The sequence below is a fragment of the Mycobacteroides salmoniphilum genome, from assembly GCF_004924335.1.
In the GTDB taxonomy this organism is placed as follows: Bacteria; Actinomycetota; Actinomycetes; order Mycobacteriales; family Mycobacteriaceae; genus Mycobacterium; species Mycobacterium salmoniphilum.
In genome coordinates, this window is the sequence record NZ_CP024633.1 from 2,540,080 (window position 1) to 2,555,117 (window position 15,038).

The window sequence follows — 15,038 nt, forward strand, 5'->3', positions numbered from 1 at the left end:
GAGCATGGCGCCGGATTGCTGGAGTGTCAATTTCATCGCCAGCAACGCCGCCGTGTCGCGAGCCTCCCCGGGGTCGCGCTCAGCCTCTACGATCGAACGCATGCGCAACCGCATCCGCCTCGCCCTTATCCCTGTCGCAGTCGCCGCCATCACCCTGGCCGGCTGCTCCAAGACCGAGAAGGCCGACGTCAACTTGCCCGAGGCCGCCACACTCCTGAGTGAGTCGGCAGCCACCACCAAGACCCAGACGAGTACACACCTCGTACTCAAGGTCACCGGCGACAAGCCGACCATCAAGCTCTCCGAACTCACCGGCGATCTGACCACCACCCCCGCCCTGGCCGCCAAGGGCACCGCCAAGACCGGCGGACTGGAGCTGCCCTTCGTGGTGGTCGACGGCGAGCTGTTCGCCCAGCTCGGCAGCGCTTACTCCAGCATGGGCCCCGTCAAGGATGTCTACGACGTCGGGATCATTCTGGATCCGAACAAGGGGTTGGCCAACCTCCTGTCCAACTTCACCGGCGCGAAGTCCGAGAAGACCGAGACCGTCGACGGTGTCGATTCTGTTCTGGTGACTGGGACCGTGAACAAGGACGCCATCAACACCTTCGCCGGCTCCAAACTCACCTCGGACATCCCGGGCAAGGCCTGGATCGCGAAGGACGGCACTCACACGCTGAGCAAGATCAGCGTCGATACGTCCCCGGGCAACACCATTGAGATGTCGTTGTCCGATTGGGGCAAGCCGGTCACGGTCGACAAGCCCGCCTCGTGATCGACACAGCCAAGGAGACAACCCTCCCGCTGCGGCATCGCGGCATCGCGATCGGCGCCGGAAGTCTGGCGGTGCTGTTGGGCGCCCTCGACACCTATGTCGTGGTCAGCGTCATCACCGACATCATGCGCGACGTCGGCATCGCATTGAACAACATCCAGCAGGTCACCCCGATCGTCACCGGGTACCTGTTGGGCTACATCGCCGCAATGCCGCTACTCGGGCAGGCCTCCGACCGATTCGGTCGCCGGAGGATCCTGCAGCTGGCACTGGTGGGCTTTGCGATCGGTTCTGTTGTCACCGCGATGTCGACCGATCTCACGATGTTGGTCACGGGCCGGGTCATCCAGGGTGTCGCGAGCGGCGCGCTGCTACCGGTCACCCTGGCCCTGGGTGCCGATCTGTGGGCGGCACGCAACCGTGCGACAGTTCTCGGCGGCATCGGTGCCGCGCAGGAACTGGGCAGCGTGCTGGGCCCGCTGTACGGCGTCTTGTGCGTATGGCTGTTCGGCTCCTGGACCGCCATCTTCTGGGTCAACGTGCCACTGGCGATCATCGCCATCGTGTTGGTTCAGTTCAGTGTTCCCGCGCACCAGCACGACGCGAACCGCCCGAAGGTCGACATCGTCGGAGGCGCACTACTTGCCATCGCACTGGGCCTGCTGGTCGTGGGCTTGTACAGCCCCAACCCCAAGGTCTCCGCGTTACCGGAGTGGGGTCTGCCGGTACTCACCGGGTCCGCGGTCGCATTCCTGGCGTTCTTTCTCTGGGAATCGCGCGCCAAGACCCGGTTGATCAGCCCCGAAGGGGTTCGATTCGGCCCGTTCTTCGCGGCGCTGGCCGCTTCGCTGGCCGCCGGAGCCGCACTCATGGTGACACTCGTGAACATCGAGCTGCTCGGGCAGGGCGTGCTGCAGATGGACAAGGCCAACGCCGTGTTCCTGCTGTCGAGGTTCCTTGTCGCGCTGCCGATCGGCGCGGTGATCGGTGGCTGGCTGGCTACACGATTCGGCGACCGGATCATTGCGGTGGCCGGTCTGCTGATCGCCGCGTTCGGGTATTACCTGATATCGGGCTGGCCGGTGGACGTGTTGGCCGCCCGGCACGATTTCGGGTTCTTCACGCTGCCCCGGCTGGACACGGACCTCGTGGTCGCGGGTGTGGGCCTGGGCCTGGTGATCGGCCCGCTCTCCTCGGCCGCGCTACGCGTGGTGCCCGCGGTGCAACACGGCATTGCGTCTGCGCTGGTGGTGGTGGCCCGGATGACGGGCATGCTGATCGGGATGGCGGCCCTCGGAGGCTGGGGCATTCACCGCTTCTACCAGAATTTCGACGCGCTGGCCGCTCAGGAGCCCAAGCCAGAAGGAAAGCCGAATCTCCTTGTGCTGCAACAACAGCTGTTGGACCGATCCATTCACGCCTACAGTCAGATGTACAGCGAGATGTTCGCGATTACGGCAGTCGTCTGCGTGATTGGTGCGGCCATCGCGATATTCGTTGGTTCACAACGCAACTCGGGGGACGAGGCTCAGTAGCACATCGGGCCCCATGCGCTCGATGTGGTCGTACTCCCAGCGCAGCGCGCGCGACAGGGTGGTGACGCCCACGTCCTCCACGGCGGGGACGTTGCCACCCAAGAGCATCGGGGCGAGGTAGGCCAGGATCCGGTCCACCAGACCGGCGCGCAAAAAGGCCCCGGCCAGCGTCGGTCCACCCTCCAGAAAGACGTCGGTGCGGTCCCCCAGGGCCGCAATCACCTCGGCCGGGTCGTGCGTCCGGATCACCATGGTGTGTGAGTCGTCGTTCAATACCTTGGCGTCCGAGGAGACCTCGCGCATACCGACAACGACGCGTAGTGGCTGGTGCGGGCACAACACGTTCTCGGGAGTGCGTGCGGTGAGCTGCGGGTCGTCGGCGAACACGGTGCCGGTGCCCACCAGAACAGCATCGGCGAACGCTCTGCGCCGATGCACGTCGGCCCGCGACTGCTCGCTGGTGATCCATTGACTGGTGCCGTCATTGGCGGCACTGCGCCCATCGACACTGGCACCGTACTTCCAGGTGACATGGGGGCGCCCGGTGCGTTGTTTGTGCAGCCATTCTCGCAGGGGTCCCGCAGCGACCCTGTCGGCAGCGACGCCGCCAAGGACCTCAACACCCAACGCGCGCAAGCGCTCGGCTCCCCCGGCTGCCTGCGGATTCGGGTCGGCGACGGCGTAGACGACACGTGAAACGCCTGCCACTGCAAGCGCATCCACACATGGCCCGGTTCTCCCCTGGTGATTGCACGGCTCCAGAGTGACGACGGCAGTACCACCTGCCGCGGCATCACCGGCCTGGGCCAGCGCCACCACCTCGGCGTGCTCCTGCCCGGGCGGGCGGGTACCGCCTACCCCGGCGACCACCCCTGATACATCCAGGATCACCGCGCCCACAGGCGGATTCGGATAGGTACTGCCCTTGACCTCCTCCGCGGCCCGGATAGCCAGATCCATGGCGGCATCGAGACCGATCGGGTTGGTCATATCAGCGGGCCAAATGTGTTGCTGCCCTGGCGGCTTGTTCACGCAGCGCCCGCACCGCCGCTTGGGGGTCCTGCGCGCCATACACAGCCGAACCCGCAACGAAACAGTCGACACCCGCCTCGGCGGCTTGCTCGATGGTGTCGGCGTTGATACCGCCGTCAATCTCCACGAGCACGGTCAGCTCGCCGGAGTCGACGAGCTTACGCACCGCACGCACCTTCTCGAGTACGCCCGCAATGAATGACTGTCCGCCAAATCCTGGTTCCACCGACATCACCAACAGCGTGTCAAAGTCCTTGAGCACCTCTAGATATGGATCCAGGGGTGTGCCCGGCTTGATGCTGAGGCCGGCCTTGGCGCCCGCGGCACGAATATCACGGGCAACGGCGACGGGATTATCCGTGGCCTCAGCGTGGAAGGTCACATTATGCGCGCCCGCCTCGGCGTATCCGGGTGCCCAACGATCAGGGTTGTCGATCATCAGGTGGCAATCGATGGGGATATCGGTTGCGGCCAACAGGCTGTCGACAACAGGAAGGCCCAGCGTCAAATTGGGTACGAAGTGCCCGTCCATGACGTCCACATGCAACCAGTCGGCCCCTTCCACGGCCGCCATCTCGTCGGCAAGACGTGCGAAGTCGGCGGACAGGATCGATGGGGCGATCATGGGAGCGCGGTGAGACATGCCGTTCAGCTTATGTGCCGCTTCATGCGTGTTTGCGCAGGAGGGCGGTGAACATCGCGTCGGTGCCGTGCCGGTGCGGCCACAACTGCACCGCATCGGTATCGCCGAGCCTGTCCACACCGGGGAACACCGTCCGGGCATCCTCGGCGGTCACCGGGTGACGCCGCACGGCATCGGAGACCACACCCACTGTTTCCGCCAGGTGCGGCGAACAGGTGCTGTACACGATGATGCCGCCCGGTCGAGTCAATTCGATAGCGCTGGAGAGTAATTCGCGTTGCAACTTGACCAGCGCCGGGATATCGCCCGGTTGGCGCCGCCAGCGAGCCTCCGGGCGGCGGCGCAGCGCACCGAGCCCCGTGCACGGTGCGTCAACCAGCACGCGGTCGAAGGACGCCGGCGGCAGCCCGCTCTCACGCCCATCCGCGGTGAGCACCGTCACCGGCAGGGATTTCGTGGCGGTCGCCACCAACCCGGCCCGGTGTGCAGCGATCTCGACGGCCGTGACATGGGCACCACACTCGGCCGCCAGCGCCCCCAACAAAGCCGTCTTGCCACCCGGCCCGGCACACAGGTCAAGCCATCGTTCGTCGGTACCGTCGAGTGGAGCCAGCGCTGTCGCGCGCGCGACCAGCTGGCTGCCTTCGTCTTGTACCTGCGCCAGGCCGTCGCGGAGGGCCTCCAATCGGCCCGGGTTTCCGCCGGGTAGGTACACCGCGTAGGGCGAGTAGCGGCCGACGGTGCCGCCCACCTCTTCGGCCAGCGTCTCCGCATCCATGTGCCCCGGACGTGCGGCGAGGTGAACGACAGGGCGCTCATCGTCACTGGCGAGCACGTCGCCAAGCTCAGCGGCCGCTGGGCCCAGCGCATCGGAAAACGCCTGAGCAATCCACCGCGGGTGGGCGGTCGCGAAGGCGAGTCGGCCGATCCTGTCGGATTCCGGCGGTGCCAACTCCTGTACCCATTCATGCTCGCTACGACGGGAGATGGTCCGCAGTACCGCGTTTACGAAACCTGCCCTGCCCTGGTCGAATTCGACGGCTACGGCATCAACTGTGGTGGACAGCGCGGCATGGGGTTCCACGCGGGTGCGCAGCAGCTGATAGGCACCCAGCCGCAGCGGATCGAGCAACCCCTCGTCCACCTGGTCGATCGAGCGGCCCGCGGCCGATGCGATCACCGCATCGAGAAGGCCACGGGCCCTCGATGTTCCATAGGTGAGCTCGGTGGCGAAGGCGGCATCGCGCCCGGATATCCCGCGCTCACGCAGCAATGCGGGCAGGGCCAGATTGGCGTACGCGTCGTTACGCGATACCGCGCGCAGCACATCGAGCGCTGCCTGCCGTGCCGGATCAAGCTTGCGGCGCGCGCGCTCGGGCGGACGTGCGTCCTGGTTGGGCCGCCTACGCGGCGGTCGTGTGCTCACAGTGCGCGAACCTCCGCATCCAGTCTGGCGCCGCGCGCCCAGTCGACAGCGTTCATCAGCTTCTTCCCTTGGGGTTGCACCTCGTTGAGTGCGATCGCCGTCGTGCCGGTGCCCACCAGCACGTCACGCTTGCGGACCGCGACCGCTCCTGGCGACAGTTGTTCGGCCTGCTCGTCAAGATCGACTCGCACCGGCCCTACCTTGACCCGTGTCTCGCCGATAGTTGTCCAGGCGCCGGGCTCGGGAGTCATGGCTCGCACATGGCGGTCGATCGCACGGGCTGGAAGCTCCCATCGGATACGCGCCTGTTCCACGGTGATCTTCGGTGCGGTGCTCACCCCGTCAGCCACCTGCGGAACGGCCACCAGTGCCCCTTCTTCGATCCCGTCCATTGTCGATTCAAGAAGGCCCGCACCCGATTCGGCGAGCCTGCTCAGCAATGCACCAGCAGTGTCCCCTGCGGTGATCCGCTCGGTGACCACGCCATAGACGGGTCCACTGTCCAAGGCGGACTCGATAAGAAACGTGGTGGCACCGGTTATCTCGTCACCGGCCGCGATGGATGCTTGTACGGGCGCGGCGCCGCGCCAGGCGGGCAACAGCGAGAAATGCAGATTCACCCAGCCGTGCGCGGGCACGGCGAGCAACTCGGGTTTCAGGAGGGCGCCGTAGGCGACCACCGCGCAGCAGTCCGGAGCGAGTTCAGCGAGCTCACTGACGAATTCGGGGTCGTTCGGGCGCGATGGCGTAAGCACGGCGAGCCCATGCTCGTGGGCCAACTCGGCCACCGGCGACGCTGCGGAGGCTCGTCCCCTGCCCGCGCGGGCGTCGGGCCGGGTCAGTACCGCAACCACCTCATGGCGGGAGGCCAACAGCCTTCGCAGGGACGGCAACGCCGGGGCCGGAGTACCGGCGAACACTATGCGCACCGAGTCAGTCTAGGAAGGATGCGCCGTCCACATCGAATCACCGGTGGGCGGACAGAGCGCGGGGTGGCCCCTTGCGTTCGCCGAGGATACCGATCACGAGTCTGGATACATCCGATACCATAATCTTGATGGCTACCAGAGGACGAGGCCGGCCGAGTGGCGCGCCCTACGATCGCAAGTTGCGAACAGAGGACCTACTCGACGCCGCGGAGCGCGCGATTCGCAACAGCGGGGGCTCCGTGTCCATTGCGGAGGTCGCCAGGGAGGCAGGATTCGCCCGATCCGCTTGCTATGCGATCTTTCCCACCAAGGCGGATCTGCTGCGTGCGTTGAGTCGCCGTCACGCCGATCGGCTGATCACCGGTTCGTGGCGAGACAGCATGGTCGGCGATATACGCGATCAAACCCGGGCATTTGCCGACATCGTTATCGACTGGATCACTGCGGAACCGGAGCTCTACGTCGCGCTCGATCGCGACCTCACTGCGCAGGAGAGGCTCGATCACGGGGTCTTCGACCTCATCGCGCAGGTGACCGAAGAGCATTTGCAGGCCGAGTTCCCCGGCGCACACATGCAGCAGCTGGCGCCCATCTGGTCGCGGCTCGCGGTCGGCGGCGTGCTCATGACCATCAACTGGTGGACAAACACCAGCGATATGAGCCGCGAGGAGCTCCTCGGCTACATCGTCGACACTTTCGCCCACGGTATCGGTGGCGGCCCCGCGCTCACCGCCGCTAATGCCTGACGTTCGCCGGATCAACCCACGTGGAGCGGATCGATCTGGACTCTGACGGGCTCGGCCTCGCGTCGCGCACTCAGCGTTGCCACTCCCCGGCGCAAAGCCGCGGCCATCTCAAGTCCCGCGGTGCGTTCGACCCGAATGAGCATGCGCACCACCTCGACGCCATCGGATATCCCGGCCGGGCGTCGCGCCCCCACCGGTAGATCCACGGGTCCCAGCAGCTCGGCTCCCTCGGGAAGATCGGCACTGTCGACGAGGGCCGCCACCGCCGCGGCGGGCCCGTCGATGGCCGCGATATGTACCTGGGGCGGCAAGCCGACCTCCGCACGCGCCGCCAGTTCGGCGGCGGCATGCGCCACCGGATCCCACCGGATCAGTGCCTGCACCGTCGGCAGGGTCGAATCCGCGACGACAACGACGGTTCCGCCTTCGTCACCTCCGCGCACCAGCGCGGCGGCAGCCATCCACTTACGCAAGGTGTCTTCCGCGGCACGTAGGTCCTGACGGCCGAGCAACGCCCACGCATCCAGGAGCAGTGCCGCGCCATATCCGTTGGGCGTCAGGGGTTCTGCCCCGGGTGTGCACACCACCAGGCTCGGCGGCCCGGTGACGGTGCTGTGCACCTCGCCGCCGCCGGATGTCACCACCGGAACTCCCGGCAATGCCCTGCCGAGCTCCTCGGCCGTCCTGCGCGCGCCCACCACCACCGCACGCACCGCGCCCGAACCACACCGGGTACAGCGCAGGTCGGCGTCGACGCGTCCGCACCAGCGACAGCTGGGGCTCGAGGTGTCACTTGGTCCTTCCAGCGCCAGTGGGCCGGTGCAGTGACGACACCGCGCGACAGTCCGGCAGCGGGTGCAGGCCAACGCCGGCACGTACCCGCGGCGCGGCACCTGTACGAGCACCGAATGCCCGCGCTTCAACGCATCCCGCGCGGCGGCCAGTGCCACCATGGGGAGCCGAGCCGAACGGGCCGCCGGATCGCGTTCCTGCGCATATCCGCTGTCGTCGAGGGCACTGATCCGGGCGGAGGCTTTGCGCACCACCGCACGGGCGGCGACCAGGTCATGAGCCCAGCCGCTCTCCACGAGTGCCTGAGACTCGGCCGTGCGCGCATACCCACCGATCACCGCGGCACACCGCAGCTGATGCGCACGCAGCATCGCCACCTCGCGGGCGTGCGGATAGGGAGAACGGGGCTCGGCGAGGTTGTCATCGCCGTCGTCCCACACCATCACCAGCCCCACATCGGATACGGGCGCGAACACCGCAGCCCGGGTACCGATCACCACCGCCGCGTCTCCACGCAGAACCGCCAGCCAGCGCCGATATCGCTCGGCGGGGCCGAGTTCCGCCGAAAGGGCGATGACGCGTTGTGCACCAATATGTTTCACACATTCAGCCGCCAACGCATCGATATCGCGCTGATCCGGGACGACCGCGAGCACTCCCCTGCCGGTGTTCACCGTGGCCACCGCGGCCTCGGCGAGCCGGGTGCACCAGGCCTCACCGGGCAGTGCCTGCCACACTGCGCGCGCGGCGCGGCCCTGCGAGAGTGCCTCGAGAAATCGTTCGCCACGTTGATAGCGGCCCCAACCCGTGCCATCGACCTGCGCAGCCACGACATCATCGGCCGGCGCCGCGCGGATTTCCTTCTCAACGCGCGCGTGACGAGGCGGCAGCGCCAGGCGCAGCACGTCGGCGCGGGTTCCCGCATATCGGGCCGCCACCGCGTCCACGAGCCTGCGCACTTCCGGCGTCAGTACCCGCGTGGGCGATACGACGCGATCCAGCCACCCGAGCTTGCCGGGGTGATCGGTTTCCGAGCGGCGTTCCAGCACGATCGCGTCGACCAGCCGACCGTGGAATCGCACCCGCACCCGCACTCCGGGCTGGGCATCGTCGGATTGCTCCGCCGACACCAAGTAGTCGAACTCCCGATCCAGATGAGGCACGGTGAGCAGCGGCAGTACCCGAGCAACCGGCTCGTGCTCGGCCACTACCCGCGTCGCAGTCACCTGGTGGTTCTAGCAGACGCCCCCGACTCGCAGGTCAGCACCCGATACAGTGACGACATGACCGATTCTGTCGCTCTTCACGCAAGCGGCTCATCGCACGCCGAACCGAGCATCGACCCGATCATCCTCAAGATCCTGGAAGCTGTTCCGATTCAGCTCGTTTCGCCGGACGGGCCGCAGGCTTCCCGGGACGCCTACCGGGCAATCGCCACCGCGCGCCCGCCGTGGATCGAGGTCGCCAAGGTGGAGGACCGCACCATCCCCGGCCCCGCCGGTGAGATACCGGTACGGATCTACTCCCCGTCCGCGGACGGGGTACACCCGGTGTTCGTGCTGATCCACGGGGGTGGATGGGTGATCGGCGACCTGGATACCCACGATGCGGTCGGCCGGGCGGCGGCCGTACAGGCCGACGCCGTGGTGGTGTCGGTGGACTATCGACTGGCGCCCGAACACCCGTATCCGGCCGCGGTCGAGGACTGCTGGGCCGCGTTGCAATGGGTGCACGAACATGCCGCCGACATAGGTGGCGACCCGGATCGCCTTGCCGTCGGCGGCGATTCCGCCGGCGGAAACCTCTCCGCGGTACTCGCCCAGCTGGCCCGCGATAACGGCATTGCGCTGGCCTTCCAGGTGCTGTGGTACCCGGCCACCACCTTCGACGTGACGCTGCCATCGATGATCGAGAACGCCGAGGCACCCGTCCTGGACGTCAAGGCGGTCGCCGGGCTGAGCAAGTGGTATCTCGGGGACACCAATCCCGCCACCGCGGGCCCGACGCTGGTCCCGGCCCGCGCAGAGAGCTTCGAGGGGCTTGCCCCGGCGTTCATCGGCACCGCCCAGTTCGATCCGCTGCGCGACGACGGCGCCAAGTACGCCGAACTGCTCAGCGGCGCCGGCGTGCCGGTCGAGCTGCACAACGCCCCCACCCTGATCCACGGCTACCTGGGTTACGCCGATATCGTGCCTGCCGCCACCGAAGAGCGGGACCGGTCACTGGCCGCTCTCAGGGCCGCGCTGCACGGCTAGCCTCACGCGGGACATGCTCAGCACGTACATCAGCCCGCCTCCCAACAGCGCCCCGGCCGGCCACGACAAAGCGGTCAGGCTCTGTGACGAGGGCAAGAGAGCGAGAGCGACCGCCGCGGCACCCGAAACGGCCAGCGCGATCAGTGCCGCGGGGTTGAACCCACGGATGTAGTAGTAGGCGCCCTCGGTGGACTCGGAGTACAGGTCGGCAGTGTTGGTGCGCTGGCGACGCAGCAGGTAGTAGTCCACGACGAGGATCCCGAACACCGGCCCCATCAGCGCGCCCACCCCACCGAGGAAGTACACGATGGCAGCCTCATTCCCCCAGATGTTCCAGGGCAGCACGACGACCGACAGGACCGCGGTGATGATGCCCCCGGTGCGAAACGAGATGTACTTCGGTGCGACGTTGGAGATGTCGTAGGACGGTGAGACGAAGTTGAGCACCACGTTGATGCCCACAGTGGCGATCGCGAAGAAAACCGCCGCGACCATCACGATGGCATCCGAATCGATATCGGCGACCAGCTCTACCGGATCGGTCATCGCACTGCCGTACTTCTTCAGCGCAGCAAGCGAAATGACGATCGAGATCACCACAAACGCGGTCTCGTTGAGCGGGATACCCAGGGCATTCCCGCGCAAGATCGCCCCGCGGCTGGGTGCGAACCGGGCGAAGTCCGCGTAGTTGACCAAGGGACCGGCCATAAAGGCGACCATCAGAAACGCCACTCCGGTGAAGGCAAGCACCGTGGCCCCAGGTGTGAGCGGCGCCCCGACGCGGGCACCGAAGTCGATGCTCCAGTCCACACTGGCCAGCATCCATATCGCCAGGGCGATCATCCCGATCCACACGACCGGGCCGGCGACATCGGAGGCCTTGCGGACTATCTCCATGCCGTAGTTGAGGATCAGCAGCTGCACGGTCCACAGCGTCAGGAAGGCGGCCCACCCCAGTGCGTGCAGGCCCAAGAACGTCGGCTCGGTCCACGCCCGCAGCCCGGGATCCAACCGCAAAAGCAGCACGATGACCGCTGTGGACGCCAGGTAGGTCTGGATTCCGTACCAGAGAATCGCGACCAGCCCGCGCAGCAGAGCCGGGACATTGGCACCGAAGACCCCGAATGTGGCACGCGCGAACACCGGGAACGGCACTCCTAGCCGTTGGCCGGCGATCCCGATCAGGTTGCTCCCGAACCAAAGCACGAGCACCCCGGTGAAAAGCGCCAACAGGGTCTGCCAGCCCGTGAGTCCCAGCGCCAACATGCCGACGGCGAAGCCGTAGCTGCCCAGACTGTGCGCCGAGGTCATCCACAGACAGAAGATGTCCCAGGTGCGCCAGGTCGCCTGTGCCGCGGTGGTGGGCGCCAGGTCCGCGTTACTCAGCCGGCCCGCAGCCGCTACCGGCGTGAGCTCCCCCTCTGCCGTCGCCATCAGCTCTTCGCCGTGATGTGTTGTGACAGCGCGGGAATGACCGTTTCCCCGTATACCCGCAGGGTCTCCTCCTTGTTGTCGTGCTGTAGGTACCCCGCGAACTGGTCCACCCCGAGAGCTTTGAGCTCCAACAACTTTGCGATGTGATCTGCCGCGGTGCCGAGTACACAGAAGCGCTCGACGATGTCATCGCTCACGAACTCCGCGTGGGTGTTCCCTGCCCGGCCGTGCTGGTTGTAGTCGTACCCCTCACGTCCGGCGATGTAGTCGGTAAGAGATTGCGGTACGTGACCATGGGAGCCGTACCTGGTCACGATGTCGGCCACGTGATTGCCCACCATGCCACCGAACCATCGGCATTGGTCGCGCATATGCGCCCGGTCCGATCCCACATATATGGGTGCGGCCACGCAGATCCGCACATCCGCCGGATCACGTCCGGCCGCCGCTGCGGCATCCCGCACTGCCCCGATCATCCACCGCGCGATATCGATATCGGCAAGCTGCAAGATGAAACCGTCCGCTACTTCGCCGGCCAGGGCGAGCGCCTTAGGCCCGTAGGCGGCGACCCATACCTCGAGCACGGAGCCGCGGCTCCACGGGAATTGCATAGTGGCACCGCGGTATTCGACCGGCCGCGAATTCGCGAGCTCCCTGATGACGTGGATCGAGTCACGCAGTGTGGCCAGGGTTGTAGGCGCGCCGCCGGTCACCCGGACCGCCGAATCACCGCGGCCGATGCCGCAGATAGTGCGGTTGCCGTACATGTCGTTCAGGGTGGCGTACAGCGACGCGGTGACGGTCCAGTCCCGGGTCGCCGGATTGGTCACCATGGGCCCCACGACAATCCGCTTCGTCTCCTGCAGAATCTGGCTGTAGAGCACGTAGGGCTCCTGCCACAGCACGTGTGAATCGAAGGTCCACAGATGACTGAAGCCATGTGCCTCGGCAAGTTTAGCCAGCTGCACGGTTCGCGCAGCCGGAGGATCACATTGCAGGACAACTCCGAAATCCATCGCAGGCCCTCTCTTTCGACCAGTCTCAGATGAGGTATTGACACAGGTCGCGGCGCAGAAACACACCGTCTCCCTTGCTGCCCAGATACTCGTCGCCGTCAACGATCACCTTCCCGCGGGAGAGCACGGTGTCGACGTGTCCGTCGATCTCGTACCCCTCCCACGCCGAATGGTCCATGTTCATGTGGTGGGTCTTACCCAACCCAATCGAAGTGTGCCCGTGGGGGTCGTAGACGACGATGTCCGCGTCGGCACCCGGCGCGATCACCCCCTTGCGGCCGTAGAGCCCGAACATCCGGGCCGGGGTCGTCGAGGTGATCTCCACCCACCGCTCCACGGTGATCCGGCCGTCCACAACTCCCTGGTAGAGCAGATCCATCCGGTGCTCGATCGAGCCGATCCCGTTGGGAATCTTCGAGAAATCGCCGACGCCCATGTCCTTCTGCCCCTTCATGCAGAACGGGCAATGATCGGTCGACACCATTTGTATGTCGTTGGTGCGCAGCGCGCGCCACATCTCATCCTGGTGATGTTCATGCTTGGACCGCAGCGGTGTCGAGCAGACCCACTTGGCTCCCTCGAAATCCGGCGCACCGAGATTCTCCTCAAGGGACAGGTACAAATACTGCGGGCAGGTCTCCCCGTATACGTTCTGGCCCGCGTCACGCGCGGTGGCCAGCTGGGCGACAGCCTGTTTCGCCGAGACGTGCACGACGTACAGCGGCGCTCCCGTCAGGTTGGACAACATGATGGCGCGGTGCGTCGCCTCCTCCTCAAGCTGCCAGGCCCGCGCGATCCCGTGGTAGTACGGATCCGTCTTTCCCGCCGCGAGCAACTGAGCCACCAAAACGTCAATGGCAGGACCATTCTCGGCGTGCATCATGGTCATCAGCCCGGTGTCGGCACCCACCTGCATGGCGCGCAATATCTGTGCGTCGTTGCTGTAGAAGACCCCGGGGTACGCCATGAACATCTTGTAACTCGTGATGCCCTCGTCGGCCAGGCCGCGCAGGGCCGTCAGCGAGGCATCGTTGACGTCACCCACAATCTGGTGAAAGGAGTAGTCCACCGCGCACCGACCGGCCGCCATCTCGTGCCATGTCTGCAGCGAATCTTGCAGCTGCTCACCGTATTTCTGCACGGCGAAGTCGATGATGGTGGTGGTTCCACCCCAGGCCGCGGCCCGCGTCCCGGTCTCGAAGTCATCCGAGGCCGTGGTGCCACCAAAGGGCATCGACATATGAGTATGCGCATCAATCCCACCCGGGATGACATACTTGCCGACCGCCTCGATCACGGTGTCGACCGCACTGGCCAGATCCACCCCCAGCAGCGTGCTGCCGGGTTGCAGGACGGCCACGATCTTCTCGCCGTCGATCAAGATATCCGCGCCGCCGCGGCCGGTCGCCGTCACCACGGTGCCGCCTCGGATCAGGGTCGTTGTCATCGACAGCCTCCTAGGGAGCGACGATCGGGCCGTAGGTGTCAGGCCGGCGATCCCGGTAGAACTGCCAGTCACCCCGCACCTCACGAACCACCGACAGATCCAGATCCCGTATCACGATCTCCTCGGCACTCTCGGAGGCGATCTCGCCGACGTAGTTGCCGCGCGGATCGACGAAGTAGGAACTGCCGTAGAACGTGACGGCCTGATCCCCGAATTCGCCGTTCTCGGTTCCTATTCGGTTGTTGGCGCCGACGAAGTACTGGTTGGCCGCCGCCGCCGCGGGCTGCTCTAGCTCCCAAAGCCTGTTAGACAGGCCGGGTTTGGTGGCCGACGGGTTGAAGACCAGCTCTGCTCCCGCGAGCCCGTAGTTGCGCCAGCCTTCCGGGAAATGCCGGTCGTAACAGATGTAGACGCCGATCTTCCCGGCCGCGGTGTCGAACACCGGGTACCCGAGGTTCCCGGGCCGAAAGTAGAACTTTTCCCAGAATCGATCGAGGTGCGGAATGTGATGCTTGCGGTATTTCCCGAGGTAGGTACCGTCGGCGTCCACGACCGCCGCGGTGTTGTAAAGGACACCCGGCCGCTCCTCCTCATACACCGGTAACACCATGACCATGCGGTGTTCCCTGGCGAGCGCCGCGAACCGTTCGGTAACCGGTCCAGGCACCGACTCGGCGTATTCGTAGTACTTCTTGTCCTGCACGATGCCGAAGTAGGGACCGTAGAAGAGCTCCTGGAAGCAGATCACCTGAGCGCCCTGAGACGCCGCCTCGGCGACAAAGCGCTCGTGCTTGGCGAGCATGGATTCCTTGTCGCCAGTCCAAGTCGCTTGCGTCAGTGCGGCTCTGATCACCGATGAGCCGCTCGCGCGAAGAGCATCAGACACCGTCATTGGCAGACTCTATGCGCACCTCGCCCGGCGCGCGCGCCAATCCGCACAACACCGGCGCGGATGCCCGGAGGTTGGCCGCTTCTCTCCGGGCCTGATGCGCGCGTGGTAGAACACGT

Annotated in this window: 13 protein-coding genes; 4 read left to right on the top strand and 9 right to left on the bottom strand. The window is 66.0% G+C overall.

All coding sequences use genetic code 11. The features are described from left to right. The first annotated feature begins 100 nt into the window (after positions 1-100). Together DSM43276_RS12550 and DSM43276_RS12555 are read left to right on the top strand one after the other, a co-directional pair. On the top strand, positions 101-775 hold the full coding sequence (locus DSM43276_RS12550) for an LppX_LprAFG lipoprotein (protein WP_078329821.1): 675 nt from the start codon (positions 101-103) through the stop codon (positions 773-775). Continuing rightward, on the top strand, positions 772-2,310 hold the full coding sequence (locus DSM43276_RS12555) for an MFS transporter (protein ID WP_078329820.1): 1,539 nt from the start codon (positions 772-774) through the stop codon (positions 2,308-2,310). Before DSM43276_RS12550 ends, DSM43276_RS12555 begins: the two co-directional genes overlap by 4 nt. Here DSM43276_RS12555 and ribD read toward each other — a convergent pair. The 4 genes from ribD to fmt are packed head-to-tail and all read right to left on the bottom strand — an operon-like array spanning position 2,278 to position 6,340. After that, positions 2,278-3,300 (bottom strand): bifunctional diaminohydroxyphosphoribosylaminopyrimidine deaminase/5-amino-6-(5-phosphoribosylamino)uracil reductase RibD, encoded by a 1,023-nt coding sequence (gene ribD, locus DSM43276_RS12560; protein ID WP_078329819.1) that lies wholly within the window; start codon positions 3,298-3,300, stop codon positions 2,278-2,280. The genes DSM43276_RS12555 and ribD overlap by 33 nt on opposite strands. A gap of 1 nt (position 3,301) precedes the next feature. Beyond that, a complete protein-coding gene (gene rpe / locus DSM43276_RS12565; RefSeq protein WP_109556118.1) occupies positions 3,302-3,985 on the bottom strand; it encodes a ribulose-phosphate 3-epimerase in 684 nt (227 codons plus the stop codon). 22 nt (positions 3,986-4,007) lie between these two features. After that, entirely contained in the window at positions 4,008-5,411 is a 1,404-nt protein-coding gene (locus DSM43276_RS12570; protein WP_078329817.1) for an RsmB/NOP family class I SAM-dependent RNA methyltransferase, read from the bottom strand. After that, positions 5,408-6,340: a methionyl-tRNA formyltransferase gene (fmt, locus tag DSM43276_RS12575; protein WP_078329816.1), complete on the bottom strand. Its 933-nt coding sequence runs from the start codon at positions 6,338-6,340 to the stop codon at positions 5,408-5,410. Before fmt ends, DSM43276_RS12570 begins: the two co-directional genes overlap by 4 nt. A 179-nt stretch (positions 6,341-6,519) precedes the next feature. Here fmt and DSM43276_RS12580 point away from each other — a divergent pair, with 179 nt between their 5' ends. Next, positions 6,520-7,086 (top strand): TetR/AcrR family transcriptional regulator, encoded by a 567-nt coding sequence (locus DSM43276_RS12580; RefSeq protein WP_078329985.1) that lies wholly within the window; start codon positions 6,520-6,522, stop codon positions 7,084-7,086. Positions 7,087-7,097: 11 nt separating this feature from the next. Here DSM43276_RS12580 and DSM43276_RS12585 read toward each other — a convergent pair whose 3' ends face one another. Then, entirely contained in the window at positions 7,098-9,104 is a 2,007-nt protein-coding gene (locus DSM43276_RS12585; RefSeq protein ID WP_109556116.1) for a primosomal protein N', read from the bottom strand. Positions 9,105-9,161: 57 nt separating this feature from the next. On the opposite strand from DSM43276_RS12585, the gene DSM43276_RS12590 reads away from it, so the two are divergent. Next, positions 9,162-10,133, top strand: coding sequence for an alpha/beta hydrolase (locus tag DSM43276_RS12590; protein ID WP_078329983.1), 972 nt, complete (start codon positions 9,162-9,164; stop codon positions 10,131-10,133). Here DSM43276_RS12590 and DSM43276_RS12595 read toward each other — a convergent pair. The 4 genes from DSM43276_RS12595 to DSM43276_RS12610 are packed head-to-tail and all read right to left on the bottom strand — an operon-like array spanning position 10,098 to position 14,883. Next, entirely contained in the window at positions 10,098-11,567 is a 1,470-nt protein-coding gene (locus tag DSM43276_RS12595) for an NCS1 family nucleobase:cation symporter-1 (protein ID WP_078329815.1), read from the bottom strand. The two genes, DSM43276_RS12590 and DSM43276_RS12595, sit on opposite strands and share 36 nt — an antisense overlap. Further along, complete coding sequence (locus DSM43276_RS12600; RefSeq protein ID WP_078329814.1) at positions 11,567-12,583, bottom strand: TIGR03842 family LLM class F420-dependent oxidoreductase; 1,017 nt, start codon at positions 12,581-12,583, stop codon at positions 11,567-11,569. Before DSM43276_RS12600 ends, DSM43276_RS12595 begins: the two co-directional genes overlap by 1 nt. A 25-nt stretch (positions 12,584-12,608) precedes the next feature. Further along, the gene (gene hydA, locus DSM43276_RS12605) at positions 12,609-14,030 is read right to left on the bottom strand and encodes a dihydropyrimidinase (protein WP_078329813.1); all 1,422 of its coding nucleotides are present in this window, start codon (positions 14,028-14,030) and stop codon (positions 12,609-12,611) included. Positions 14,031-14,040: 10 nt separating this feature from the next. After that, positions 14,041-14,883 (bottom strand): nitrilase-related carbon-nitrogen hydrolase, encoded by an 843-nt coding sequence (locus DSM43276_RS12610; RefSeq protein ID WP_211196770.1) that lies wholly within the window; start codon positions 14,881-14,883, stop codon positions 14,041-14,043. Between the last annotated feature and the right edge of the window lie 155 nt (positions 14,884-15,038).

Excerpts from the sequence above, each read along its gene's own strand:
- DSM43276_RS12550 (WP_078329821.1), top strand. The coding sequence starts at position 101 with ATGCGCAACCGCATCCGCCTCGCCCTTATCCCTGTCGCAGTCGCCGCC.
- ribD (WP_078329819.1), bottom strand. The coding sequence starts at position 3,300 with ATGACCAACCCGATCGGTCTCGATGCCGCCATGGATCTGGCTATCCGG.
- rpe (WP_109556118.1), bottom strand. The coding sequence starts at position 3,985 with ATGTCTCACCGCGCTCCCATGATCGCCCCATCGATCCTGTCCGCCGAC.
- DSM43276_RS12590 (WP_078329983.1), top strand. The coding sequence starts at position 9,162 with ATGACCGATTCTGTCGCTCTTCACGCAAGCGGCTCATCGCACGCCGAA.
- DSM43276_RS12595 (WP_078329815.1), bottom strand. The coding sequence starts at position 11,567 with ATGGCGACGGCAGAGGGGGAGCTCACGCCGGTAGCGGCTGCGGGCCGG.
- DSM43276_RS12600 (WP_078329814.1), bottom strand. The coding sequence starts at position 12,583 with ATGGATTTCGGAGTTGTCCTGCAATGTGATCCTCCGGCTGCGCGAACC.
- hydA (WP_078329813.1), bottom strand. The coding sequence starts at position 14,030 with ATGACAACGACCCTGATCCGAGGCGGCACCGTGGTGACGGCGACCGGC.